This is a genomic window from Enterococcus sp. DIV1682a, assembly GCF_051711005.1.
Taxonomy (GTDB): domain Bacteria; phylum Bacillota; class Bacilli; order Lactobacillales; family Enterococcaceae; genus Enterococcus_B; species Enterococcus_B hirae.
Genome location: NZ_JBIOLT010000001.1, coordinates 2,770,258 through 2,795,202 on the forward strand (window position 1 = coordinate 2,770,258; position 24,945 = coordinate 2,795,202).

The window sequence follows — 24,945 nt, forward strand, 5'->3', positions numbered from 1 at the left end:
ATCTTACATCGAACCTTTGAACACACCACTATTTTTCATAAAATAATCAACACCTGAATAAATCGTGAAGATCAAACAAGCGTACAACATAATTTGATCCATTGGTAAATTGATCAAATTAAATGGAATATTATTGATGAATAACAAAATAATCGCAACCATTTGCGTAGCCGTTTTTACTTTTCCTGGCCAAGCGGCTGCCATGACTTCCCCATCTTCGACTAACAATAGTCGCAGACCGGTAACAGCTAGTTCTCGACAAACGATGATCGCAACTACCCATCCTGGTGCCTTACCTTGCCCTACCAACATGATAAAAGCGGTCATCACTAACATTTTATCTGCTAACGGATCAGCAAACTTCCCAAAATTGGTGACTAATCCTCTAGCACGAGCAATTTTGCCATCGAGCCAATCGGTAATACTTGCTAAAGCAAAAATAATCGCTCCTACTAATTGCGTCACAGCAAGTGATGTTGTTCCTACGGTTACTTGTCCCCAATCTAAGGGTAATCCGACAACTAAAATAAAAATCGGGATCATACAAATTCTAAGTACAGTTAATTTATTTGGTAAATTCACACTATCGACTCCTTTCTTCCCTATTCTACGTGACTCGTTCTAAACTTTCCACCGATAATGATCAGTTTTTATCAGCAGTCGTGAAAAAAGATAAGCACCTAAGATGAATCTGCCTTCCCAGGTACTTATCTTGTTTTCTTTTTTCACATCATTCTATTTATAAGCGATTTACTCTGCATACTGTAGTGTCAATGTGACATTTTTAGGATTTTGATTATTCGCTCCTGGATTAACAGGGATTTCTTCCCCGTTTATCTTAACCGTTGCATTACTTGCAGCTCCTAATCGAATCGTTGCATTGGTTGCCGTTTCCGGTAATTGCGTGCTTTGTGTTTCATTTGCTGCTAATGTCCCTTGATAAACATAGGCATTATCCACTAATACACCGATCCAAATTCGGTTAGTCGCTGCAAATTCAAGTGTAACAGGTTTTTTCGCATCCGTAACATTCACTGCGATCGTACTACCTGTGTCTTCACCAGCCGTAATCGCCATCTTTTTCTCTTCTTGTGTTGTTGAAGTGGTTGTCGTACTTGTTGAAGAAGAGGATTCACGCTCTTTCTTAGTGCTAGATGTCGTTTGTGTAATTGCACCGTCAACCGAAACTGAAGTTGCCGTTGTATCAATAATCGGGTCAGATTTTCGATCCTGCCAAGTCATATAACCCACAACAGTAATAATTGCTAAAGCGACTAAACCAAGTAAAATAACCGGTAGACTTGTCCAAAACTTACTTGGATTGGCTTCTTCCTGATGCATCGCTTTTCTCGAACCACTCACTGTTTCTGGTTCAGGACGTGCGACAACTTCTCCAGCTGATAATTTGCTTTTCCCATCAAATACATCAACTAAATGATCGCCATCTTCACCGACAGCTTCTGCATATTGACGAATAAATGCCCGAACATAAAATTTTCCAGGTAGTTGATCAAAATCATCATTATCGATTGCTTCTAGATAACGTTTTTGAATTTTCGTAATCTGCTGTAATTCATCTAAAGATATTTTCTTATTTAGGCGAGCTTGCCTTAATGTTTCTCCGATGGTTTCAAAAGCCACTCGTTCATCTTCTCCAGTCTTTTTATTCTAACCAGCAATTGTATAAACGCTAGTCGTCTAATTGTTCCTTTTCGTTAAGAATGTAACACGCCATACACCAACGCCCATTTTTTATTCTTTATCTTCTTAAGAATACCATAAACGAAGTTATCTTAGGGTAACATTGAATGCACTCTATAACGAAATTTAAGAGTTTAACTACTTTCCCATTCGTCATCTCTACTTCTATATCAGACATTTGGCTGCATATAAAACTCACTGAACGCTTCTTCTTTGATAAAAGAACGACCTACTTTTAATACATCTGCTAATTGAATGGATTCAATAATTTCTGGTAAATCAAATAATGTTTGATCCCCAAATAGGCTTTGCGTGAATTGGTTTGCAATGTATTCCAGTGAATTTAATGTTTGGAAATATTGTCCTAACATCTTTTTCTTCAACAATGTTAGATTTTCTTCAGACAGTTCTTGATCCTCTTCAAAATGCAGAAGAATTTCTTTCACTTTTTCAGCTGCTTTTTCTGGCTGATCCGTGTCTCCGCTAAAGTCAGCAAAATGAAATTCTCGATCTAAACTAAATTCAAAACCGAAGCTGTCATCAATTAAACCATCATTGTACATTTTCAAATAATTTTGAGAAGTATTCCCTAATAACAATTGGAATAAAAGATTGAGAGCGGTCTTGTATCTCAATAATTCCTTCCCTTCCGCTGGTAAAACATCTAGCCCTTTGATCCCCAAGACAAACTTATCTCTAGTGATTGCTGAGCGCATTGAGCTTTTCGCAATAATATCACCATTATTGTCAGGGAAATAACGTTTGATTTTTTGAGCTGGTGGAAAATCCTTAGCATTTTGATTGGTTCGAATCAATTCCATCAACTTTTCTGGCTCTAATTTTCCTACTACGAACAAGACCATATTACTTGGCTGATAAAATGTCCGATAGCAGGTGTATAAATCATCAGCAGTGATTGCTTCAATACTTTCAACTGTGCCAGCTATATCGATATGCAAAGGATGTTCAGGGTATAAATTATTCAAAATGCCAAAAAACATCCGCCAATTTGGATCATCTTCATACATTTGTATTTCTTGTCCAATGATCCCTTTTTCTTTATTAACAGTTTCTTCCGTAAAATAAGGTGCTTGGACAAAATCAAGTAAAGTCGTCAAATTTTTTTCAACTTGATCTGTCGTTGAAAATAAATAACTTGTTTTGGTAAAACTGGTAAACGCGTTAGCTGAGGCCCCTTGTTGTCCAAATAATTGAAAGACATCGCCATCCTCTTTTTCAAACAATTTATGTTCCAAGAAATGGGCAATACCATCTGGAACTTTTATCTTTTTATCTGAACCATATGGAATAAATTCATTATCGATCGAACCGTAATTTGTACTAAATAAACCATATGTCTTATGGTAATCATTTTTAGGTAATAAATAAACAGTCAAACCATTTGGTAATACTTCATGGTACAGTGTTTCGTTGATTTGATCATATTCTGTTTTATTCATTTGTTGTACCTCCGTCTAAAAAGAAAATTGCCTGCAACTCGATTTGTCGAGCTATTTTTTGGATGTCTTCGACCGTTACTTTTTCCATCCGTTTTAACCATTCGTCAGCTGTTAATTTCGTTTCTGGCAACCAATTCTCTAAATAGGCAGTCTCGACAGCTACTTGCGGGGCATCTAATGATAATAGATATTGGTTTCGTAACATGGCCTTAGTTTGTGTCAATTCAAGTTCTGTGACTTCCCCATTTCGTAGACTTTCTAATTGTTCATGGATCAGATGCAATACTTGGTTACGTTTACGTCCATCAATTCCTGTTTGTACACTTAGGAACCCACGAAAAGTATCAATGCTGCTGGAAGCATAGTAAGCTAGGCTCTCTTTTTCACGAACATTCATAAATAATTTAGAGTGTGGGAAACCGCCAAATAATCCATTGAAGACCATCAATGAAAAACGATCCGGTTGGTCATAATAGACATTGGTTTGATAAGCCAAATTTAATTTCGCCTGAGTCACTGGTTCTTCGATCTGTCGTTCTTTGATGATATTTTCTTGCGGTTGGCTATAAAAAATTTCCGGGTGTAATCTTTCTCGCTCTGGAAATGCCCATTCACTAAAAGCTGCTTGGACTTCTGCATGAGAGACATCTCCCACTACGAAGATATCGATCTGATCTTCTGTGATCATCTGATGATAATAGTCAGCTAACACTTCAGCTGTGAGTTCATCTAGATCTTCGATTGTTCCAAAACTTGGTATTTTCTGCGCCTCCGACTGATCAAAATACAACTCTTGAAGCGCCAGTGAAGCCATCGTTTGCTTGTCTTCATTTAAGCTCTCTAAATAAAGTTTCAAATTGTTTTTTTCTAAAGCAAAAGTGGCTGGATCAAATTTTTTCCCCGTAATATTTGGATAAAAGAGAACTTCTTTCAAAAAAGCAACAGCTTGGTTTAAAATGCTGGTATCGTTGATATACTTGCCATTGACAAAGTTGATGCTAGCATCCAACCAGTGAAGATTGCCTTTTTTTCTCACGGACGTTCCAAAACTAGCACCATAAAGATCCGCCAATTTTGCACTTAACTGAGTCTGGTCAGGATAATTTAAACTGTTCGTTTCTAACAAGCTACTTAAAAGGGAACGTTTCGTGATGACTTCTTTTTTTAAACGCGTAGTAAAGCGAACAAAGATACGAACCGTTTTATATTGTTTTGTTTGCAAGACGTGGAGGTTTACACCCTCTGCCAGTTGATATGTCATAGTACATGCTCCTTTATTAGCAGTTCGTTCTCCGACATGGTTGATTTTATCTTGGAGGATAAAAGAATATGTGGCTACTATTTTTTACTGCTTTAATTCTCTCTTGCATCACTTAAGAGTCACCTTCTAGTATAGCATATAAGTACTTGAACGACAGACCTTAGCCATAAATGCATGTCGTTTTTATATTTTTTTATTCTTCGTTATACTAAGGATAAGTGAGAGGAGGAGAAAAATGATTAAAGAATTTAAAGAGTTTATTATGCGTGGCGACGTATTAGATTTAGCCGTTGGGGTTGTTATCGGGAGTGCATTTACTAGCATTGTCAATCAGATCGTTCAAGGTTTGATCACCCCTCTTGTAGGCTGGGTTGTAGCGATGATTACTGGCACGTCTGATTTGGAAGGCGCCCTTTCTATCTTGGACTGGTCACCTACTAAAGGAGTTACGTTTGCTTTCGGCAATGTTATTAGTGCAATCATAACATTTATTATTACAGGGTTTGTCTTATTCTTAGTGGTGAAAGCAGCCAACCACGCTAAAAGATTACGTCCTGAAAAAGAAACAGAAGAAGCACCTGCCAAACCAACTGCTGAAGATTATTTGAGCGACATTCGTGATCTACTTGCACAACAAACAGCAGAAAACAACGGACGACCAACTACACAAGCAACCGTTGATCAGACAACTGAAAAATAAAGAAAACTAAATGATACAAAAAAGAACAGCTATCAGTTTTCACTGTAACTGTTCTTTTTTGTATTGCGCTACCTATCGTCATGATCACTTTAGCTCGATTTTTTCATATCGATATGGGGAATGTCATCTTCTAAATAAACATCTGAAATGGCCTCGAATCCAAATGACTCATAAAAAGATTGAAGATAGACTTGCGCCCCAATGACGATCGGTCGTTGCGGGTAATTGGCTTCAATCACTTCCATCGTACGTTGCACGATCTTACGTCCCAACCCTTCTTTACGATGCTCACTATTGACCAACACTCGACCAAAATGAATGGTTCCATCTTCTTCAAAAATACGTGTATAAGCAGAAATTTTCCCTGCTTCATCTTTGAAATACGTATGCCAAGCTTGGCTATCAATTTCATCCACTTCTTGGTAGGGACAATTTTGTTCTACGACAAAAACAGCAATGCGTTCTTTGACAATCTCATAAAATTCTTGAGTGGTCAAATCTGCAAATTTTTTTACATAATGTTCCATTTGAAAGTGCCTCCAATCCTCTTTTTTTCAGCATACCTATTTCCAAACAAAAAAGCAAACGAACCTTATAAAAAACTAGGCTCGCTTGCTTTTTAAACTGCTTCAGTTAAAAATTCAATCTCGACTGTTCGAGTAAGTACATCTGAATAGCTATACGATACTCGTTCAAAAGAATTTTCTTCAGGATCCAAATCAACAACGAATACTGAAGGATAGGTTTCTGTTAAAACGCCTCGGCGTTCTGTTTGACGCTTTCTTCCTGTCTGAGCAACCAGCATGATTGGGCTGCCGATACGACCTTCTAAATCTTTTTTGATTGTAGCTAAAGTTGTTGGCATACAGTTCACCTCATTACCCAATATACCACACTTTCTAAAAATTTTCAAGTTTACCATATAAAAAAAAGAAATGCAATAAAAACAAATAAGAAAAACATTAATAATTTTATAAATTATTCCTCATGATAATTTTTGAGATGTTGTTTTATTTTAAATTTCACACGGCTATACGCACTCTTGACTTGTTTGACATCCATTGAAAGTTCCTCTGCCATCCTCTTGAAATCGGTTCCTTGCATATAATAATAAAATATTTTTGCTTCCTTTTTTGAAAATTTGATTTCACAATCTTCAATGGCTTCATTTAACAGTAATCGTTGCATCGCAAGTGGTTCTTGAGTAGTGATTTCTGCTAAAAAGTCCGGACCTTCTGTTTCAACCTTCTGATCAATCGATAATTCATCTTTTTGGTCTCTGCGTTTCAAGGCATTTTGTTTTCTTAATAATGAATAAATTTGATTACTGATAATGCTTTTATAATAGCTGCCAAAGCTAACGCCTTTGTTATTTTCATAAGTCTTTAAAGCCTGGTATAAGGCGATCCTTGCTTCTTGTTCCCAATCTTCATACACATAATTTCTTAGGTAGTACATATTTTTTAAACGTAATAAAAGTGGAAAATATTTTTGATATAGGATAGCGAATGCTTCTTCATCACCGTCACGTGCGGCGCGCAATAACTCCTCAGACATAAAATAATTCCTCCATCTCTTTCGATTATGGAGGAATCTTACCATCAATCATCCGATTGACTAATCATATAACTGTGTTATCTATCTTTTCGCATTAAATCGTCTAACTTTTGGGACAATTTTTCTAATTGTTCTTTACTCCAAGGCGAATTACGACGAAAATTATCAAATTGCATATTTATATTATCTTGTGCAATGTTTTTCTCTGTTTTCTGGATCGTTTTATATAATTCATAGGCAGAAGTCCGCAAAGCCCCTTGTGAAAAGATCATCCATTGCTCGGCTAAGTCACTCGTGGCAACAGTTACTTGCGTTAAACGATCATTTAATTGACCAGCAATACGTTCAATATAGCTATCTGCCGTTTCATCTTCTTTTGTAAAGACGACTTCTAATTGGTATTTCTTATAGTTTTGCTGAATGCCTGGAACCAATTGTGCATCAAAAACAACTATCACTTCAATTCCTTCGTATTTGGCATAATTTGACAAACGATGCAACAAAGCTTCTCTAGCATCCGCCATCTTTTCTTGTTTTTTCAACAAAACGAGTTCTGGCCAAGAACCGATCATGTTATAACCATCAACAATTAGGAGCTGCTTTTTCATCTGATCACTCTCCTTGACGTTGAGAAAAAGCTTGATACATCAACAATCCAGCAGCAACACTCGCATTCAAACTTTGAACGTGACCGACCATTGGAATGGTCAAAAGTTCGTCCATTTCTTTTTTCAATCCAGGACTCATTCCTCGTCCTTCGTTTCCAATCACTAAAGCAATAGCGCCTTTTGCATTCCATTTTTGGAAATTTGTACCATCCATATCTGTCCCAAAAACCCAAAAACCGGCTTCTTTTAGTTGTTGGACTGCTTGAACAAGATTGGTCACTCGTGCTACAGGTACATGTTCGACTGCTCCAGTAGAGGTTTTTGTAACGATTGGCGTAATGCCTACCGCCCGATGCTTAGGAATGATTACGCCATCTACCCCACTTGCATCCGCTGTTCGTAGGATCGAACCAAAATTGTGAGGATCTTCAATACTATCTAAAATGACAAAGAAAGGTGTTTCTGTTTTTTCTTTGGTTTGCTGAAGAAGCTGGTCTAAAGATAAATATTCATACGGGGTAATCGCTAAAACTACTCCTTGATGTACACCATGATCACTTAAGGTATCTAATTTTTGTTTTGGAACCCATTTAACTGGTACAGCTTGATCTCTAGCAATGTTCTTTAACTCTTCGGTTTTTTCTCCCCGTGAGTCCTCTTGTAAAAATAATTTATTCCCTCTGCCTTGTTGTAAGGCTTCTACTGTTGCATGATGACCAAAGACAAAATTATCTTCGATTGCTTCCTCTTTTTTCTCCCCAACTACAGGTTCATAGGAAGTGTCATAATGGTTTCGCTTTTTTTGCGATTTTTTCTGTGATGAAGCGTTCATTGGCTGTTTCGTTGCTTTTTTACGTTTGTTATAATGACGTTCTTTTTGTTCTCTACCCATTTTTTTCACCGACTTTCTGGATACACCATTCAATTAATTCTTCTAACCGTTCTGTTTGTTTCGTCAAATGCAGATACCCCATCAAAGCTTCAAAACCTGTGGCAATTCGATAAGTTGTGACATCTGCATTTTTTGCACTTGTATGACTTTTGGCATTTCTACCACGACGATAAAAAGTTTCTTCTTCTGGTGTCATCAATTTTTCTTCTAGCATCTCTTTGATCAGATAGGCTTGTGCTTTTGCTGAAACATAATTCGTGGCTGCTTTATGAAGTTTATTCGGTTTAGTCGCCCCTTGTTCGATCAAATAGTCACGAATATAGATCTCATAGATGGCATCCCCTACATAAGCTAAAGCTAGTCCGTTTAATTGTGTATAGTCTTTCATGCTTCTCTTCTCCAACGAGTTCCTTGCGGTGTGTCATCAAGCAAGATCCCTTTTTCTTTTAATTGGTCACGGATTTCGTCACTACGGGCAAAATCACGATTTTTTCTTGCTTGCGTACGTTCTTCGATCAACTGCTCGATCTCTTCATCAAGTAATTCCTCAGATGTAAATAAAATACCAAAAATAGCCAACCATTGGGTAAATAATGCTTCCCCTTTTGCTAGAACATCCGCTGAAACAGTTGTTTTCTCCAAATACGTGTTTAACCATTTTGCCAATTCATAAACGACGGTAATTCCATTCGCAGCATTAAAATCGTCGTCCATTTCTTCAATAAAGCGTTGTTCGATTTGTTCAAGCTCAGCTAAATACTTTGTGTCATCCGCCAGAGATTTTTCTGCTGTTGCTAGGCGGAATTTAAGATTATCAAATGTATTTCTTAAGCGTTGCAAGTTTGTCGCTGCTTCCTTCATCGTTGCCTCACTATAACGAATCGGTCGGCGATATTGAGTTGTTGCCATGAAGAAGCGTAACACTTGTGGATCTACTGTTTGGATCATTTCATGGACAGTAATAAAGTTACCTAATGATTTACTCATTTTCTGATCATCATCGCCAATCGTGACGTAACCATTGTGCATCCAATAATTGGCAAATTTCTTTCCCGTTTTTGCTTCGCTTTGGGCAATCTCATTTTCATGATGTGGAAACTCTAAATCTTGCCCACCACCATGGATATCAATTGTTTCCCCTAAATGTTTCGTTGCCATAACGGAACATTCGATGTGCCATCCTGGACGTCCGGGTCCCCATGGAGAATCCCAAGAGATCTCATTAGGTTTTGCTTTTTTCCATAGTGCAAAATCAAGCGGATCTTCTTTCTGACTTTGTTCTGCTCCCGTCCGTTGACTCGCGCCCACTTCTAACTCATCAATCGATTGATCACTAAGTTGTCCATAGGTTGGAAATTTTCTTGTACGGTAGTAGACATCGCCATTTGATTCATATCCATAACCTTTTTCGATCAATACTTGGATGAAAGAAATAATATCTGACATATGTTCCATCACACGAGGATGCGCAGTAGCTGGCTCCACATTCAACGCCTTGGTATCTTCTTCAAATGCTTGGATAAAACGGTTGGCTACTTCTGGCGCCGTGATTCCTAATTCATTAGCAGCACGAATGATTTTATCATCTACATCAGTGAAATTGGAAACATAATCGACTTGATATCCCCGATATTCAAAGTAGCGTCGAATCGTGTCAAAAGCAATCGTGCTGCGGGCATTTCCAATATGAATATAGTTATAAACAGTCGGACCACACACGTACATACCGACTTTTCCTGCTTGAATCGGTACAAATTCCTCTTTTTGTCTAGTCAATGTATTGTAAATTTTTATCATTCTGATCTCCTCACTTTTTCTCCATTAATCCGTACTACTTTTGCAGGAACCCCCACGGCTGTAGCATAATCTGGAATGTCTTTTAAAACGACTGCACCGGCACCAATCTTCGTATGTTTCCCAATCGTGACCGGTCCTAATATTTGAGCATTGGCAGAAAGCATTGCCCCTTGTTTCACTGTGGGATGCCTTTTGCCCGTTTCTTTACCTGTACCACCTAACGTAACTCCATGAAAAAGAACTACATCATCAGCGACCTCTGCGGTTTCTCCAATCACGATCCCCATCCCATGATCGATAAAAACACCTTGTCCGATCTGGGCTCCAGGATGTATCTCGATTCCTGTTATAAATCGCCAAAACTGTGCATTGATTTTTGCCAGCAAGTAAAGTTTATGCTGATATAAGTAATGTGACACCCGATGCCAAAATAAGGCATGAAACCCTGGATATGTCAAAACGATTTCTAATGTTGAACGAGCAGCCGGGTCATTTTTTTTAGCTGCCTCTACCGCTCGGGCAAACCACCCCATCGTCATCGCTCCTTCCTCTCAATAATTTATGTAGTTCTCTGACAAATAAAGAAGCGCCTTTAACAAGTTTCCTTATTAAAAGACGCTAATTGGCGTGGTTCCACTTTTATTTATAATCAGATATGATTACCTCTAGCTGTTAACGTAAGCTTATACGTTCTCGACTACCTGAAATTCGTCACAAAGAGATGTGTCTATTTCACTCGCCGAAACCACTCCCAGAGGCATTTCAGTAAACATCGATCAGTGACTTCCACCGCCCGTCACCTCTCTTGAGATCAATGATTACTTACTTCTTTCTGTTCATCGTGTTTAGTTGATGACTTGATTTAAATGTGCTAATGATTTTTCACGACCAAGCAATTCGATCGTATCTGGTAATTCTGGTCCATGCATTTGTCCTGAAACAGCTACTCGGATCGGCATGAAAAGATTTTTACCTTTAACGCCAGTTTCTTTTTGGACAGCTTTGATTGCTGCTTTTACGGTTGGGGCATCCACGACTTCCATTTGTTCTAGTTGTGCTTTAAACGCATTAAGAACAAGTGGGACAGTTTCGCCTGCTAATACTTCTTTAGCCGCATCGTTCAATACAGGATGTTCATTGAAGAATAAGGAAGAAGCTTCTACGATTTCAGCTGCGTAACTCATTTGTGGTTGATACAGACTAACGATTCTTTTGACCCATTCGATCGTTTTTTCATCAGGATTTTCTTGTACTCGACCGTCAGCGATCAAGTAAGGCAAGCACATGTCTGTTAACTTATCTAAATCCATTTCTTTCATGTAATGGTTATTCACCCATTGTAATTTCTTCGCATCGAAGGCTGCAGGTGATTTACTCAAACGATTTGGATCAAACATGTTGATCAATTCTTCTTGGTTGAAAATTTCGTCTTCGCCTACTGGTGACCAACCTAATAATGCAATAAAGTTGAACATTGCTTCTGGTAAGTAACCTAATTCACGATACTGTTCGATAAATTGTAAAATCGATTCATCACGTTTACTTAGTTTTTTCCCAGTTTCTGTATTGATGATCAATGTCATGTGACCGAATGTTGGTGGTGTCCAACCAAAAGCTTCATAGATCATCAATTGTTTAGGTGTATTTGCAATATGGTCATCCCCACGTAAGACATGAGTAATCTTCATCATATGATCATCTACAGCTACAGCAAAGTTATATGTTGGCATACCATCACGTTTTTGAATGACATAGTCGCCACCGATATTATCTGATTCAAAGGTGATATCCCCTTTGACCATATCTTTGAACGCATATTCCGTATTACGTGGTACACGGAATCGGATCACTGGTTCAATCCCTTGCGCTTCTTTTTCTGCTTGTTCTTCTGGTGTTAGATTTGCACAAGTACCCGCATAATGAGGCATTTCTCCACGTGCACGTTGTTCTTCACGAGTTGCTTCTAACTCTTCTTCTGTACAGTAACATTTGTATGCCCGATTACTTGCAAGAAGTTGATCAATCAAAGGCTGATAAATTTCTTTTCTTTCAGATTGACGATAAGGACCATATTCTCCAGGATTTTCAGGAGATTCATCCCAATCGATACCTAACCAAGCCAAATTTTCCAATTGGCTCTTTTCACCATCTTCAATGTTTCGTTTTTGGTCTGTGTCCTCAATACGAATAATAAAGTCTCCATCATTGTGGCGAGCAAATAGATAATTGAACAATGCTGTTCGAGCATTCCCAATATGTAAGTGCCCAGTTGGACTTGGTGCATAGCGTACGCGTACTTTCGTCATTTTCTTCCTCTTCTTTCAAACTAGACTTTAAAATATGAGACAAAACACGAAAAACATGTTCTGTTTTACATCTTCATATTTCTTAAAGGCTTTTTCATTAAAATGAAAGCCACTCAGCACAAATTTTACCTTTAATATGGGAAATAGTAAAGCCAACTGGTTGAATTTCCTTACCAGTTGGCTACTTTTTATACTCATATTCCGATTTTTCTTTCGTTAAGCATGTTTACTTTTTTCAGTTTCTTTTTTATTGTCTTTATTATCGATCCCACGACCTGCATGGGCTGGTTTTGCAAAAATCATCCGCCCGGCAGCTGTTTGTAAGGCACTTGTAACAACCACTTCGATATGTTCGTTCATATAATGCTGTCCATCTTCCACGACCACCATGGTGCCATCATCGAGATAAGCAACCCCTTGTTGACGTTCTGTTCCTGCTTTTACGACTAAAACATTCATGTTTTCACCTGGAATAACTACCGGTTTTACTGCATTCGCTAAAGCATTGATATTCAACACTGGTACATTTTGAAACTCTGAGACTTTATTTAAGTTATAATCATTTGTCACGATGACACCATCTAAAAGTTTCGCTAATTTGATCAATTTGCTGTCCACTTCAGTGATATCTTCAAAATCACCATCATACATTTCAACAGAGATTCCTTCTTCTTTTTGCAAAGCATTGAGGATATCCAGCCCGCGGCGTCCGCGAACACGTTTTAGGCTATCGCCAGAATCAGCAATATACTGTAATTCATAAAGCACAAAATTCGGAATCATCAGTGTGCCTTCTAAAAAACCAGTTTTGGTGATGTCATAGATTCGTCCATCAATGATCACGCTAGTATCTAAGATCTTGTATTTATGAAAGTTCTCGCCTAATTTCCGTTCCAGTATTTGGCTCTCCACTTGACTAGGTGTTTCTTGTTCCACTTTCTTGTTTCTTGAACCAAAGATTTTTTTCCATTCATCGATTCGAGTGGTTCCCATCCTGAATCCTAAATAGCCTAAAATAACCATTAATAAGATGGGAAGAACACTATTTACAAACGGAATTTTCAAATTATATAGTGGCGTTGAAATAATTACACCTAAAGTTAGCCCGATAATCCCACCAATTGCACCAAACAATAGGTAAGTTAAACTAACCTCACTTAATTTTTCCTCAATTTGCTTGATAACAGCTGAGATATGTTTTGCCAATAGCAAAGACAATAAAAAGAAAATAAGTGCACCTAACAGGCTATTGGTAAATGTATTATTCAGCCATCCATTTGTTTGCTGACCAATTGTCTGCCAAGCCATTGGTAAAAAAGAAATACCTAAGCTGGCACCGACAATAATCATCAGCAAGGTGATGACACGTTTTTGCATACTCTTTCCTCCATTTCTTTAATTTTACTATTTTTAACGAAAGACACGTTTTAACGTTTCCGCCAAGGTAGCGACACCTACGACTTCAATGCCAGTCGGAGGATTCCACCCTCCTAGATTGTTCTTTGGCAAATAAACTTTTGTGAAACCCAGCTTTTGTACTTCTTTGACACGCTGTTCAATATGACTGACACGGCGAATTTCGCCCGTCAACCCAATTTCGCCAATAAAACATTCTGTCGGTTGTGTCCCTTTTTCTTTGTAACTGGAAGCAATACTCACAGCAATCGCTAAATCAATGGCTGGTTCATTTAATTTTACCCCACCTGCTGCTTTTAAGTAAGCATCTTGATTCTGCAACAGTAAGCCTGCTCGTTTTTCGAGAACTGCCATGATCAATGATACTCGGTTAAAATCTAAGCCAGTAGTGGTTCGTTTAGCATTTCCATACATTGTTGGTGTTACCAGTGCTTGGATTTCCACTAAAATTGGGCGGGTACCTTCCATCGCCACAACAATCGCTGAGCCTGTTGCTCCTTCTAATCGTTCTTCCAAAAAGATTTGGGAAGGATTCGCAACTTCTTCTAATCCATGTTCATGCATTTCAAATATACCAATTTCATTTGTTGAACCAAATCGATTCTTTACTGCTCTCAAAATACGAAAACTATGATGCTGTTCTCCTTCAAAATACAAAACAGTATCAACCATATGTTCAAGCATACGTGGACCCGCAATCGATCCTTCTTTCGTTACATGTCCTACGATAAAAATCGCAATCCCATTTGTTTTCGCTATTTTCAACAACTCAGCAGTCGTTTCTCTCACTTGACTGACACTCCCTGCTACACTCGTAATATCAGGTTGTGTCATCGTTTGAATCGAATCAATGATCACATAATCTGGTGAAATCTGTTCGATGGCACGGCTAATTTCATTCATATCAGTTTCAGCATATAAGTAAAATTCTGTATTGATTGAGCCCAAACGCTCGGCACGTAATTTAATTTGTTCTGCACTTTCTTCTCCAGAAACATATAATACTTTCCCGCCGATATCAGCTAATTGTTGGGATACTTGTAAAAGTAATGTGGATTTACCGATGCCTGGATCGCCACCAATCAAAATCATTGACCCCGGAACTACGCCCCCGCCCAAAACTCGATTCAATTCATCTAATTTTGTTTTGACTCGTGGTTCCTTTTTAGGAATCACTTCTGCAATTTTCGTTGGTTTGGCTTTTTCTCCAGTCAAACTTGTTCGTGTTCTACGGTCAGTCGTATCTTGCTCGATTTCCTCGACCATCGTGTTCCATTTCCCGCAATTTGGGCAACGCCCTAAGAATTTAGGCGAAACATAACCACAATTTTGGCAAACAAACTGGACTTTCGCTTTTTTTGCCATTGTCCCGCCTCCTTTAAATAATTATTTTTGAATTAAATAAACCTTGAATGGTTATACATCTGATGAACCAAAGCCACCTTTACGGGCCTGTTCTGTTTGGTCTTGATCTGCTTTTAAGAATGGCAAGAAAATTCCTTGTCCAATTCGCTCACCTTTTTTGATGACAACATCCTTCAAACCAAAATTAGTAAATTGGAACATGATATGCCCTTCATTTGCATCATTATTATAGTAATCACTATCAATGACACCTACTCCGTTACTTAAAACTAAAAAACGCTTCAACGGATTACTTGAACGATTGGCTAACTGTAAAAATTCATCTTCTCCCATATAGGCTTTGATCCCAGTAGGAACAAGAACTGGTTTTAATTTTTTCTCGTCGACTGTTGTTTCTTCATTTTTCAATACCTCTGAAAGAGCTGTTATCCCTTGTTTTAATCCAGCTTTCCAAATACTTGGAATAACAATATCTTCTGCCGCTTCAAAATCATATCCAGCAGCATGATGAGTTGCTCGTTGAGGTAATTGTATCTTTTGTTGTGCATATGTTGAAATAACTTCAAATCCTCTTTTTCTCACCGAATTTCCTCCCAAAATAGACTATATTTATTTTACCATATTCATGATACCAAAAGGACGACTTAAAAAATTCTTCATTAATTTATGTTAAGATGAATAAAATACTGCTGTCATAAAAAAATAAATTTTATACATGACTTTATGGTGTAAAACAAGTAGAATAGAACGAAATCAAAACGTGTATTTAGTTAGAGGTGTCACATGCGAAAAGAAGTTACAAAAGCCAAACGAATTGTTATTAAAGTGGGAACGAGTACTTTAATCTATCCCAATGGAAACATCAACCTCGCTGCGATTGATCAGCTTGCCTTTGTCTTGTCTGATCTTCGGAATCAAGGGAAAGAAGTCGTATTAGTTTCATCCGGCGCTGTTGGTGTCGGGATGCACAAAATGAATCAAGCTACACGCCCCACAACGATCCCGGAACAACAAGCAATCGCTGCGATCGGACAGGCAGAATTGATGAACATTTATAATCAACGTTTCAGTGTTTACAATCAGCAAACAGCTCAAATCCTCGTTACTCGGGATGTGATCGATTTTCCTCAAAGTCGAGTCAATGTGATCAACACACTTGAACAGTTATTAGCAATGGGAACCATCCCGATCGTTAATGAAAATGATACTGTAGCAGTCGATGAACTTGAACATACAACGAAATTTGGTGATAATGATCAACTATCTGCGATCGTTACAAAATTGATCACAGCAGATTTATTAATTGTTTTATCTGATATTGACGGATTTTATTCCGCCGATCCTTCAAAAAATCCAGATGCAAAGATGTATCAAACCGTTTCGGTCATTGACGAGTGTTTAATGGCACAAGCGGGTGGTGCTGGCAGCACCTTTGGAACAGGAGGAATGTCTAGTAAGTTACAAGCAGCATTACGTATTTTTGAAGCCAACAGTACAATGATCCTGGCAAACGGAAAAAATCCTACCATTATCTTCGATCTTTTAGCCGGTAAAGAACTTGGAACCTTATTTAAGGAGGAACACGTATGACTGATTTAAATCAACTTGGAAAAAATGCAAAACAAAGCGCCCAAACTCTTGCCTTGATGAGCACAGAACAGAAAAATGACCTTCTCAAACAGATGGCATTGATGCTCAAAAAAAATCAAGGAGCGATACTTGAAGCCAATCAGAAAGATTTAGAGCAAGCAACCGAAAATCAGATGAGCGAAACGATGCTTGACCGCTTACGCTTAACGCCTGAGCGTATCCATGATATGGCTGAAGAAATCAGTAAAATCGCTTCATTAGAGGATCCAATTGGAAAAGTAGAACAAATGTGGAAGAATGCTGATGGGTTACTGATTGGAAAAAAACGTGTCCCACTTGGTGTCATCGGAATCATTTATGAATCTAGACCGAATGTGACGACTGATGCAGCTAGCTTGGCTTTTAAATCAGGGAATGCTGTTATTCTTCGAGGCGGAAAGGAAGCTTTCTTTTCCAATCAATTATTAGTGAAGCTTCTGCAACAAACGTTAACTGATGCTGGCTTGTCTCCTTACGCTGTTCAATTTGTGGACGATACATCTCATGAAACGGCTGCTGAATTAATGAAATTAACAGAGTACTTAGATGTGTTGATTCCTCGAGGCGGCGCAAATTTGATCAGAAGAGTGAAGGAACAAGCCACAGTCCCAATCATTGAGACTGGCACTGGTAACAATCATATTTATATCGATAAAGATGCTCAGTTGACCATGGCAACGAATATCATCGTCAATGCAAAAGCTTCTCGTCCATCTGTTTGTAATGCTGCAGAAACATTGTTGATCCATTCAGAGATCGCCCCTTTCTTTTTACCTGTTATTGAAAAAGTATTAGTAGAACATGGGGTTTCTCTACGTGCAGATACGCGTGCCATGGAATATTTAGAAACTGCAACCCTTGCAGAAAAAGCTGATTGGGATACGGAATATCTAGACTATATTCTGGCTGTGAAAGTCGTTGATTCTTTAGATGAAGCGATCGACCATATCAATCGCCATAATACAAAACATTCTGAAGCCATCGTTACGGATAGTTACCAAGCAAGCCAACGTTTCTTGAACGAAGTGGACGCCGCTGCGGTTTATGTGAATGCCTCAACTCGTTTTACTGACGGAGCTGTTTTTGGTTTTGGTGCTGAAATCGGTATTTCTACTCAGAAATTACATGCTCGAGGTCCGATGGGATTGAATGAACTGACCTCTACGAAATATATCATTTACGGCGAAGGTCAAATCCGCTAAAATGTTTCACACGAAACATTTTAGTCTTCACAATAAAAATATGACAAAATTTTTCTTTATTTTTTGATTCTTGAAAAGTTTTTTAGTTAGAAAGGTTACTTTTATGTTCGAAATTTTCACGATATTTTTAGTATACTTGATTTCTTTAAACATCGCTGCCTTTATAGGAGTGATGATTTTAGCCACTTTTTTCCAAATAAAAAAAAGAAATTTTAATCCCACTCAGGAAAAATGGCAAGTTTATCTTCAAAAAATTGGTCCTAAAGGCATTGTTCAAAGGCTACATGTTAGTTATATGCTCGCTTTAGGCATTTTAGCTGTGATCAATTACAATCTAGCGTTCCACCATTCGATTGCTTATACGATCACTTTATTGATTGCCGGGATTTTCCATTTGTCTTTCAAATATCAATTAAACAAAAATAACTTACCCAAGCGCTTTAACTAGAATGCCTCATAACTACAATGATTGAAATAAGCTATTATCGACTAAAAGAAACGCATTTAGCGTAACTTTAAGTCGATAATAGCTTATTTTAGCCAAGATGATCTTCATTATCGTTAGAAAAAATAGCAAACCCATCGAATGTCTCACCATCATAATATCTTAACAATTCTTCTGTCGACAGATTCATTGTTTTTTCTTTTTCTATTTCCATATCTGTAAGTAGTTGTTCACGATAGGCTTGATACATACTCGCTAGTTTCTGGTGCATGATTTTTCGAGATTCTCCTGTCGCATTGATTACAGGCAGCTCTTTTAGATAACCACCATAAACGGGTCGATCATCCACCAACTCGATGGGAAGTTCAACCAACGTGATACCTACTTCTTTGAAATATTCTTCAATCATCGCTTTTCCTCACTTTTTACTGGCTGTGTCTTATTCTCATCATAACATGATTTATGACAAAAACAGTGTATTCATTGACCTTTTTCGTTGAAACACATGTTAAAAATAAACCCTCTCACGATACTAGTTACCAGAACTGTAGATCAAGCGTCACAAATAACAGAAAAAAACCTTGAAACACAGTATGTGAAATTCAAGGTTTTATTGATTCATCATTAACTATTTTTTCGGTTTTTATTCTTTCTTTCAAAACCTCATTTTTATTGATCTTCATCTGTTACAAAATAATTTTGATGATGAATAATACAAAAGACACTAATTACGACAATGATCGCAGCAAAATAAAAAGCATAACTTTCACCTAGTTTTTCGCCAATGATCCCTGCAATAAATGGCGCTAATGCCCCACCAAAGAAACGAACAAAGCTATAACTTGAAGAAGCCACATTTCTTGGTAAACCTGGTATCTCCATAGCAATCGTTGTCAATAATGTATTGATGATCCCTTGGAAAAAACCTGAAAGTACAATGCTGATTGGCACTAAAATTTGGATAGTTGAACCGGCACCTAGTAACGCCAAACAAATAATAAAGAAAACAAACGCTGCTAAAATCGTTCGGTAAGTAGTGAATTTTTGTTCTAGTACTGGTGCGACAAAAATCGAAGCAATTGCTAATAAAACGCCCCAACCAAAGAAAACAAAACCGACCTCTAACTCACTATACCCCACTAATAAGAATGGTGCATAGGCAAGTAACGTAAAGAAACCAAAATTATATAATAAGGCAATCAGACCAACGGAACGCAATTTGTGATTACTTAACGCCTTGACCCCTTCCCAAAAACCAACCTTCCTTTGTGGTTTTCCTGCCTCTGGAAGAAGAATCGCCAATGCTAAAAAGCCAATAAACATCAACGTAGCTACCCCATAAAAAGGATAACGCCACGAGCCACTCCCTAGTATGCCGCCAACTAATGGTCCAACAGCCATCCCACAGCCTAGTGCTGCTTCATACATCATAATAGCTTTTTCAGTGTTCCCCACTAAAATACTTACAATAGTCGCAAGTGCTGTTGAAACAAATAAAGCATTCCCTACACCCCAACCAGCACGCAATCCGATCAATGTACCAATATCATTGGATAATCCACCTAAGCCAGCAAATACAACAATAATGACCAAACCTGCCATCAATGTTTTTTTCAAACCAATTCGACTCGATAAAAAACCTGTAAACAACATCACTACTCCCGTTACCAACATGTAGCTCGTAAATAATAATGTCGTTTGGGCAGGTGTTGCATCTAATTGAGCAGCAATCGTTTTTAAAATGGGATCTACTAAGCCGACTCCCATAAATGCAAACATACAAGTCGCAGCGACTACTAACGCTGAATTCTTTCCTTTACTTTGTTCCTGTCCTTTCTCTGTTAGTTCTTCTTTGATTTCTATTTGATTCTCCAATTTCCCCATTCCTTTCTCTATCTAGCATCATACATGATTTATTTTACATGTCAATATGCACATGTAAAAACAAAAATAAAAAATATGCTATAATAAGAGAAAATCAGTCAGGAGGTATCGTATGAATACTTTAGCCTATATCTTATTATGCGTTCTTTTGTCTAAACCTCGTTCCGGTTATGAACTAAAACAATTAATCACCATTTTCTGGGAAGCTCACCACAGTCAGATTTACACGACACTGGCTAAATTAGACCAGAAAGGTTATATTTCTGTCATGGAAATCGAAGAACATTCGCAGAAAAAAATTTATACCCTTACCAATGAAGGAAAAGCGATCGTAGAAGAATGGATCAAAGAAGAGACCCCTGCTCCTACTCAAAAAGATGAATTTTTAGCCAAACTGTACGCTTTTTCTACCTTAGATAAAACAACAGCGACGGGTCTTTTATTTACAAGAGAACAACAATTAAACAAAATCATGCAAAAAAACCAAGCAAAACTAGCAGATCTTTCAGTAAATAAAAAAGAGGAATTTGGACGTTATGTCGTTATTCAACGAAGAATTTTACTTTGCCAGCAAGAACTACAATGGTGTACACAGGTTCGTGAAATGATGCAAACATTTTTTGATTAATCGTTCTTAAAAAAAAGAGCATGTGACTGAAGTAGCTCATTCAAAAAATAAACGAAACTTCCTAATAAGCGTATACGCAATTTTAGGCAAGTTCTTTTATCTCTTGATGCTATACAAGTCGCATCCTCTTTTTTTATAATCTAAAAGATCTTTTTAGTTTTGGATCGTGCTTAATACCAATCGAGAGATAGGACCTACGATTAGTAATTGCAAAGGCAATGCAACAATCACATTCATTTTCCATGCGGTAAGGTACGCTGAAAATAATTGGTCAGGTATTCCCTGCTCAATCACAACACCAAACAACGACATACAGGTAACCATTCCTAGGACCATCAGACAAGAAATCGTTACGATCATTTGAAATTTACTTTCTGAATTTACTGGCAACTTGAAAGCTATTTTTTTCGCAATCACACCAACAATAAAGACATCTAGAATAAACGCCACGATGAATCCTGGAACTAAACCAATCAATAGATTTGAAAAATATAAATCCCCATGAAGCCAGAGATTATACACACTCATTCCTAAGACCATGAGAAAACACATTAGTGATGTAAAAATAATTCCTTCTTTTTTGTTTGTAGGCAACTATACCACTCCTTTAAATTTGTCACGAAAAGTATCGTAGCATATTTCTCATTTTCTCGTAAGTGTTTTTTTTATTACATTCAAAAAAGTCAATCTTCTACTTATCACTTAAATGCAAAAAAAAGAGCCTGATCCCAGACTCTTTAAATAGGTGTGAAAACGAATAAACAGTGTTCAACCAGCTACTCTTTGAAATAAGTCCGAATTTTTCAAAACCAAAAAACTGGTTCCAAAAAATCTTTCTTAAGGTTATCAGAGCTAAACGATACTTCACGACCTTTTGTTCACGGTTTTCACTGACTAAACTTTCAGCAATAAACTCAATAAGAAACAGTAAGCAGGTAAGTGTCAACCGTAAAAACCTTATTTTTATACTTCTTGTCACTTGCGAGAATTTACCCTTGTTTCATAAAATTAATAACGTTGTCTCAACCGCTTTTTACAACTATTGATTCAACAATTCTTCTAGTCCATCTTTTAAAGAGACAAGTGGATGTCCCAAAGCTTGTTCAAAATCTTTTGAGGAAACATCGAGTTGATTATTCTTGATATCTTTTTGAATAGCTGCAAACATTTGTGCAGCAGATTCAGGATAACCAGCCTCCTCTAAATTTTTGATGAACTCATGGTCATTGGTAGCTACAATATCAATAGGTTTGCCTGTCACTTTTTTTAATTCTTTAGCTAGTTCTTCATACGTAATCGGTTTACCCGATAATTCAAGAACTTCTGGAAAGTTCAAGTTCGCTAGTGCTTTTGCTGCAACTTCGGCATATTCTCGTTTTAATGCCCAGCCAGTTTTACCTTCACCTGCTGAATAAATAAAGCGCCCATTCTTTAAGGCAAGTTCAATGAGTGGCCATTCATTTTCTAAGTACCAATTATTACGTAAAAAAGTATGTGCGATTCCAGAATCAGCAATTACTTTCTCTGTAAACTGATGATCTGGCGCTAGAATACTGGTCGAGTGATCGGCATCAGCAAAACTAGTATAAGCAATGTAAGAAACACCAGTTGCTTTTGCGGCCTTCACAACATTTTCATGCTCAGCTTGCCGATTACCAGGTGCACCAGACACAAACAACAAGCGATCAATTCCCTGTAAGGCATTTTTCATAGAAGAATAATCAGCATAATCTCCGAAACGGACATTCCAACCCTTTTCTTCAAGTGTTTTCCCCTTTTCTTCATTCCGCGCCAACACATAGATATTTTCCTGAGGAACGAGCTGTTTTAAGTACTCCATAGCATAGTTACCAAAACCACCAGTTGCTCCAGTAATGAGATAATTCATTCTAACCACTCCTTTTTTCACATTGATAAATTTTTTAAATAAAACCTGTACATTTTTAAGTTACACCATTATCTTAAAGAGTATGTTAAAATAAGTCAAGAATAAACGTCGAAAGGAATGGGATAGTATGAAATATTCTTTACAATTGAGCGATGCGATCCACATCTTAGCCTACATAGCAATTTTTCAAGATAGCGATATGTTATCTAGTGAGATGATTGCGAAAAGTATTGAAACCAGTGCAGCTAATGTCCGTAAAATCATGAGCCGACTAAAAAAAGCGAATTTGATTATTACGCAAGTCGGAAAAGCTGCACCTTCTTTAGCTCGTTCTCCTGAAAAAATTTCACTTTTAGATATTTATAAAAGTATTGAAGGAAATACTAATCTCATTCAAGTGGATCCGAAAACAAACCCAAATTGTATCGTTGGTGCGAATATTCAAGAAACATTGACGGCAAGCTATACCCAACTCCAAGCAAAAGTAGAGGAAGAAATGTCACATATCACGTTAGACTCTTTGCTACACAAAATTGCTGTATTAGAAATTGAAAAACGCCCTCACAATCACGAAAGAATAAAAAAATTTCTTTAAACAACAATTGGTAATTATTTTACTATAAAAAATATACCTAAAAATAGCCATTTATATTAAAATTAAATAACTTACGTATCAACAAAAAAATACTGTTTTTCATTCATTTATCCGTTAAACTTATTAAGTAAGAATTAATATAAAGGAGGAGATTAGGTGAACAACTGGAAAGAATATTTTTTAGAAACTACAATAGATTTAGGATACTCCTATTTTATTGGGGAACAGGTAAAAAACTTTAAGGTTAAGCAAAAACAGATTACTGCCAACATTACTAGTAATGAAAACTATCATGCAATCATTGACCTCGTTGACCACTTTTATTTAGAAAAAATGGTTTGTAGCTGCCCCTGCTTATCGAATGATCATTGTCCCCATTTAGTAGCCGTTTTATTCGAATACAATAAATACTTACAAAAGAAAGATGCAAATAACAGCGCATATTTGGTTTCCTACGCGGAAGATTCACAAATCCGTCCTTTTTTAAAGATGATTTTAAAGGAAAATGACCACTTAGCAAAACGTTTTCAACAATATATTTATTCAGATGATTCTTTTGATATCAATAAATATCAAGCATACTATGAGAAACAATCTGCTTCCTCGTTGAAGAAAGAACCCGCAGACAAAAAAAGAGGATTGAAAAAAAAGAAACAAATTTTATCTGTTAAACAAATGGAGTACTTAAACTATTCCAAGCAAAAAATTCAACATACTATCCAAGAAAACTGGCACTCCCCTACTATCAGGACACAATATGTTAATTACTTACTTAAAAACAGAATATACAAAGAAGCAGAAAAAGTATTACAGGAGAGTCTGCTTTTGGATCGTCAATCTCCTGATCTCGTTCAACTTCATCGTTATTCTCTAAAAAAACTCTATTATAAATTAGGAAAAAAAGAAGCATACATAAATCAAGTTTTTAAGTTATTGATTGAGAATGATGCATTAGATATGAATCTAGTTCACCAATTGAAAAAAACTTGTTCAAAAGACGAATGGATATCGTTGCGAAACCGTTTGTTCCAAGAATTACATAATCATCAAGACATTGGCTTACTTTATTCACAGGAAAAATGCTATGATCTATTATTGAATCGTGTGTTAGAGACCTCTGGAATCAAAGAAGCTAATCGTTATTTCAATATTTTAAAAAAACAGACTCCCGAAGCACTATTACAGAAATATGAATATGAATTGCGGAAAATAGCCCACACTATGACTACTCGGAATCATTATCATAAACTGGTGAGATATATTGAAGAAATGGCTACTTTACCAAACAGCATGATCTCGGTTCAATTGTTGATCAAAGAATTAAAAGAAAAATACCCGCGAAAAAAAGCAATGATCCAAGAATTAAAATTACTCGAAAAAAAAATGTAACTATTTATTATGCCAACGTTATTTACGAGTGATCCTGAGTTTTTTGCCAAAGACAGAAAAAAATGCTTTAAACTTCAATAATAAGAAGAAGTTTTCAAAAAAATTACCGTTAAGAGTCTGGGACAAAAAAGGACTTCCCAGACTCTTTTAGGTGTAAAAATGAATAAATGGTGAGCATACCTTCTTACCAAATAGACATTCCAGAATTAATTCCTCGAAATC

General features: G+C 37.1%; 27 protein-coding genes and 1 other annotated feature. Of the genes, 7 read left to right on the top strand and 20 right to left on the bottom strand.

What is annotated here, in order from left to right; genetic code table 11:
* Positions 1–3: 3 nt before the first annotated feature.
* The 4 genes from pgsA to yfmF all read right to left on the bottom strand — a co-directional run bounded on the left by pgsA (position 4) and on the right by yfmF (position 4,422).
* Positions 4–582 carry a CDP-diacylglycerol--glycerol-3-phosphate 3-phosphatidyltransferase gene (gene pgsA, locus IGJ23_RS12660; protein ID WP_010720623.1) on the bottom strand — a complete coding sequence of 193 codons (579 nt, stop codon included), beginning with the start codon at positions 580–582 and terminating at the stop codon, positions 4–6.
* A 168-nt stretch (positions 583–750) separates the two neighbouring features.
* Positions 751–1,641 carry a RodZ domain-containing protein gene (locus IGJ23_RS12665; RefSeq protein WP_010720624.1) on the bottom strand — a complete coding sequence of 297 codons (891 nt, stop codon included), beginning with the start codon at positions 1,639–1,641 and terminating at the stop codon, positions 751–753.
* Positions 1,642–1,871: 230 nt separating this feature from the next.
* Positions 1,872–3,161 carry an EF-P 5-aminopentanol modification-associated protein YfmH gene (yfmH, locus tag IGJ23_RS12670; protein ID WP_010720625.1) on the bottom strand — a complete coding sequence of 430 codons (1,290 nt, stop codon included), beginning with the start codon at positions 3,159–3,161 and terminating at the stop codon, positions 1,872–1,874.
* Positions 3,154–4,422: an EF-P 5-aminopentanol modification-associated protein YfmF gene (gene yfmF / locus IGJ23_RS12675; protein WP_438775048.1), complete on the bottom strand. Its 1,269-nt coding sequence runs from the start codon at positions 4,420–4,422 to the stop codon at positions 3,154–3,156. Before yfmF ends, yfmH begins: the two co-directional genes overlap by 8 nt.
* 235 nt (positions 4,423–4,657) lie before the next feature.
* On the opposite strand from yfmF, the gene mscL reads away from it, so the two are divergent.
* Positions 4,658–5,122, top strand: a complete 465-nt coding sequence (mscL, locus tag IGJ23_RS12680; RefSeq protein ID WP_010720627.1) for a large conductance mechanosensitive channel protein MscL — start codon at positions 4,658–4,660, stop codon at positions 5,120–5,122.
* Positions 5,123–5,211: 89 nt separating this feature from the next.
* On the opposite strand, the gene IGJ23_RS12685 is transcribed toward mscL, so the two are convergent.
* The 12 genes from IGJ23_RS12685 to IGJ23_RS12740 all read right to left on the bottom strand — a co-directional run bounded on the left by IGJ23_RS12685 (position 5,212) and on the right by IGJ23_RS12740 (position 15,645).
* The gene (locus tag IGJ23_RS12685; protein ID WP_010720628.1) at positions 5,212–5,649 is read right to left on the bottom strand and encodes a GNAT family N-acetyltransferase; all 438 of its coding nucleotides are present in this window, start codon (positions 5,647–5,649) and stop codon (positions 5,212–5,214) included.
* Positions 5,650–5,741: 92 nt separating this feature from the next.
* Positions 5,742–5,987 carry a Veg family protein gene (locus tag IGJ23_RS12690; RefSeq protein ID WP_005875105.1) on the bottom strand — a complete coding sequence of 82 codons (246 nt, stop codon included), beginning with the start codon at positions 5,985–5,987 and terminating at the stop codon, positions 5,742–5,744.
* 113 nt (positions 5,988–6,100) lie between these two features.
* Positions 6,101–6,679, bottom strand: coding sequence for a sigma-70 family RNA polymerase sigma factor (locus IGJ23_RS12695; protein WP_034700053.1), 579 nt, complete (start codon positions 6,677–6,679; stop codon positions 6,101–6,103).
* Between the two features lie 77 nt (positions 6,680–6,756).
* A complete protein-coding gene (locus IGJ23_RS12700) occupies positions 6,757–7,287 on the bottom strand; it encodes an NYN domain-containing protein (protein WP_034700055.1) in 531 nt (176 codons plus the stop codon).
* 4 nt (positions 7,288–7,291) lie between these two features.
* Positions 7,292–8,179 carry a 23S rRNA (guanosine(2251)-2'-O)-methyltransferase RlmB gene (rlmB, locus tag IGJ23_RS12705; protein ID WP_178306310.1) on the bottom strand — a complete coding sequence of 296 codons (888 nt, stop codon included), beginning with the start codon at positions 8,177–8,179 and terminating at the stop codon, positions 7,292–7,294.
* Positions 8,172–8,567, bottom strand: a complete 396-nt coding sequence (locus tag IGJ23_RS12710) for a Mini-ribonuclease 3 (RefSeq protein WP_010720633.1) — start codon at positions 8,565–8,567, stop codon at positions 8,172–8,174. The genes rlmB and IGJ23_RS12710 overlap by 8 nt, the downstream gene beginning before the upstream one ends.
* Positions 8,564–9,976, bottom strand: a complete 1,413-nt coding sequence (gene cysS, locus IGJ23_RS12715) for a cysteine--tRNA ligase (protein ID WP_053765951.1) — start codon at positions 9,974–9,976, stop codon at positions 8,564–8,566. Before cysS ends, IGJ23_RS12710 begins: the two co-directional genes overlap by 4 nt.
* Entirely contained in the window at positions 9,973–10,509 is a 537-nt protein-coding gene (gene epsC, locus IGJ23_RS12720) for a serine O-acetyltransferase EpsC (protein WP_010720635.1), read from the bottom strand. Before epsC ends, cysS begins: the two co-directional genes overlap by 4 nt.
* 75 nt (positions 10,510–10,584) lie before the next feature.
* Positions 10,585–10,825: a binding site (T-box leader), on the bottom strand.
* Positions 10,822–12,282 carry a glutamate--tRNA ligase gene (gltX, locus tag IGJ23_RS12725; protein ID WP_010720636.1) on the bottom strand — a complete coding sequence of 487 codons (1,461 nt, stop codon included), beginning with the start codon at positions 12,280–12,282 and terminating at the stop codon, positions 10,822–10,824. Its footprint overlaps the feature before it by 4 nt.
* Before the next feature lie 216 nt (positions 12,283–12,498).
* Positions 12,499–13,659: a PIN/TRAM domain-containing protein gene (locus tag IGJ23_RS12730; RefSeq protein WP_010720637.1), complete on the bottom strand. Its 1,161-nt coding sequence runs from the start codon at positions 13,657–13,659 to the stop codon at positions 12,499–12,501.
* 33 nt (positions 13,660–13,692) lie between these two features.
* Positions 13,693–15,063 carry a DNA repair protein RadA gene (gene radA / locus IGJ23_RS12735; RefSeq protein WP_010720638.1) on the bottom strand — a complete coding sequence of 457 codons (1,371 nt, stop codon included), beginning with the start codon at positions 15,061–15,063 and terminating at the stop codon, positions 13,693–13,695.
* 51 nt (positions 15,064–15,114) lie between these two features.
* Positions 15,115–15,645: a dUTP diphosphatase gene (locus IGJ23_RS12740; RefSeq protein WP_010720639.1), complete on the bottom strand. Its 531-nt coding sequence runs from the start codon at positions 15,643–15,645 to the stop codon at positions 15,115–15,117.
* Between the two features lie 201 nt (positions 15,646–15,846).
* On the opposite strand from IGJ23_RS12740, the gene proB reads away from it, so the two are divergent.
* From proB to IGJ23_RS12755, 3 genes are all read left to right on the top strand, one after another.
* On the top strand, positions 15,847–16,653 hold the full coding sequence (proB, locus tag IGJ23_RS12745) for a glutamate 5-kinase (protein WP_010720640.1): 807 nt from the start codon (positions 15,847–15,849) through the stop codon (positions 16,651–16,653).
* A complete protein-coding gene (locus IGJ23_RS12750) occupies positions 16,650–17,894 on the top strand; it encodes a glutamate-5-semialdehyde dehydrogenase (RefSeq protein WP_438775049.1) in 1,245 nt (414 codons plus the stop codon). The genes proB and IGJ23_RS12750 overlap by 4 nt, the downstream gene beginning before the upstream one ends.
* Positions 17,895–17,997: 103 nt before the next feature.
* The gene (locus IGJ23_RS12755; RefSeq protein ID WP_010720642.1) at positions 17,998–18,342 is read left to right on the top strand and encodes a hypothetical protein; all 345 of its coding nucleotides are present in this window, start codon (positions 17,998–18,000) and stop codon (positions 18,340–18,342) included.
* Positions 18,343–18,430: 88 nt separating this feature from the next.
* On the opposite strand, the gene IGJ23_RS12760 is transcribed toward IGJ23_RS12755, so the two are convergent.
* Together IGJ23_RS12760 and IGJ23_RS12765 are read right to left on the bottom strand one after the other, a co-directional pair.
* The gene (locus tag IGJ23_RS12760; RefSeq protein WP_010737260.1) at positions 18,431–18,748 is read right to left on the bottom strand and encodes a hypothetical protein; all 318 of its coding nucleotides are present in this window, start codon (positions 18,746–18,748) and stop codon (positions 18,431–18,433) included.
* A 260-nt stretch (positions 18,749–19,008) separates the two neighbouring features.
* Complete coding sequence (locus tag IGJ23_RS12765) at positions 19,009–20,223, bottom strand: MFS transporter (protein ID WP_438775050.1); 1,215 nt, start codon at positions 20,221–20,223, stop codon at positions 19,009–19,011.
* Positions 20,224–20,335: 112 nt separating this feature from the next.
* On the opposite strand from IGJ23_RS12765, the gene IGJ23_RS12770 reads away from it, so the two are divergent.
* Positions 20,336–20,851 carry a PadR family transcriptional regulator gene (locus tag IGJ23_RS12770; RefSeq protein ID WP_081128956.1) on the top strand — a complete coding sequence of 172 codons (516 nt, stop codon included), beginning with the start codon at positions 20,336–20,338 and terminating at the stop codon, positions 20,849–20,851.
* A gap of 153 nt (positions 20,852–21,004) precedes the next feature.
* Here the strand turns inward: IGJ23_RS12770 and IGJ23_RS12775 are convergent, their stop codons facing one another.
* Together IGJ23_RS12775 and IGJ23_RS12780 are read right to left on the bottom strand one after the other, a co-directional pair.
* Entirely contained in the window at positions 21,005–21,445 is a 441-nt protein-coding gene (locus IGJ23_RS12775; protein WP_010737257.1) for a DUF2798 domain-containing protein, read from the bottom strand.
* Positions 21,446–21,890: 445 nt separating this feature from the next.
* Positions 21,891–22,739, bottom strand: a complete 849-nt coding sequence (locus tag IGJ23_RS12780) for an SDR family oxidoreductase (protein WP_034700065.1) — start codon at positions 22,737–22,739, stop codon at positions 21,891–21,893.
* Between the two features lie 127 nt (positions 22,740–22,866).
* On the opposite strand from IGJ23_RS12780, the gene IGJ23_RS12785 reads away from it, so the two are divergent.
* Positions 22,867–23,334: an Rrf2 family transcriptional regulator gene (locus IGJ23_RS12785; RefSeq protein ID WP_010737255.1), complete on the top strand. Its 468-nt coding sequence runs from the start codon at positions 22,867–22,869 to the stop codon at positions 23,332–23,334.
* Between the two features lie 156 nt (positions 23,335–23,490).
* The gene (locus IGJ23_RS12790) at positions 23,491–24,723 is read left to right on the top strand and encodes an SWIM zinc finger family protein (RefSeq protein ID WP_010720649.1); all 1,233 of its coding nucleotides are present in this window, start codon (positions 23,491–23,493) and stop codon (positions 24,721–24,723) included.
* The last annotated feature ends 222 nt before the right edge of the window (positions 24,724–24,945 follow it).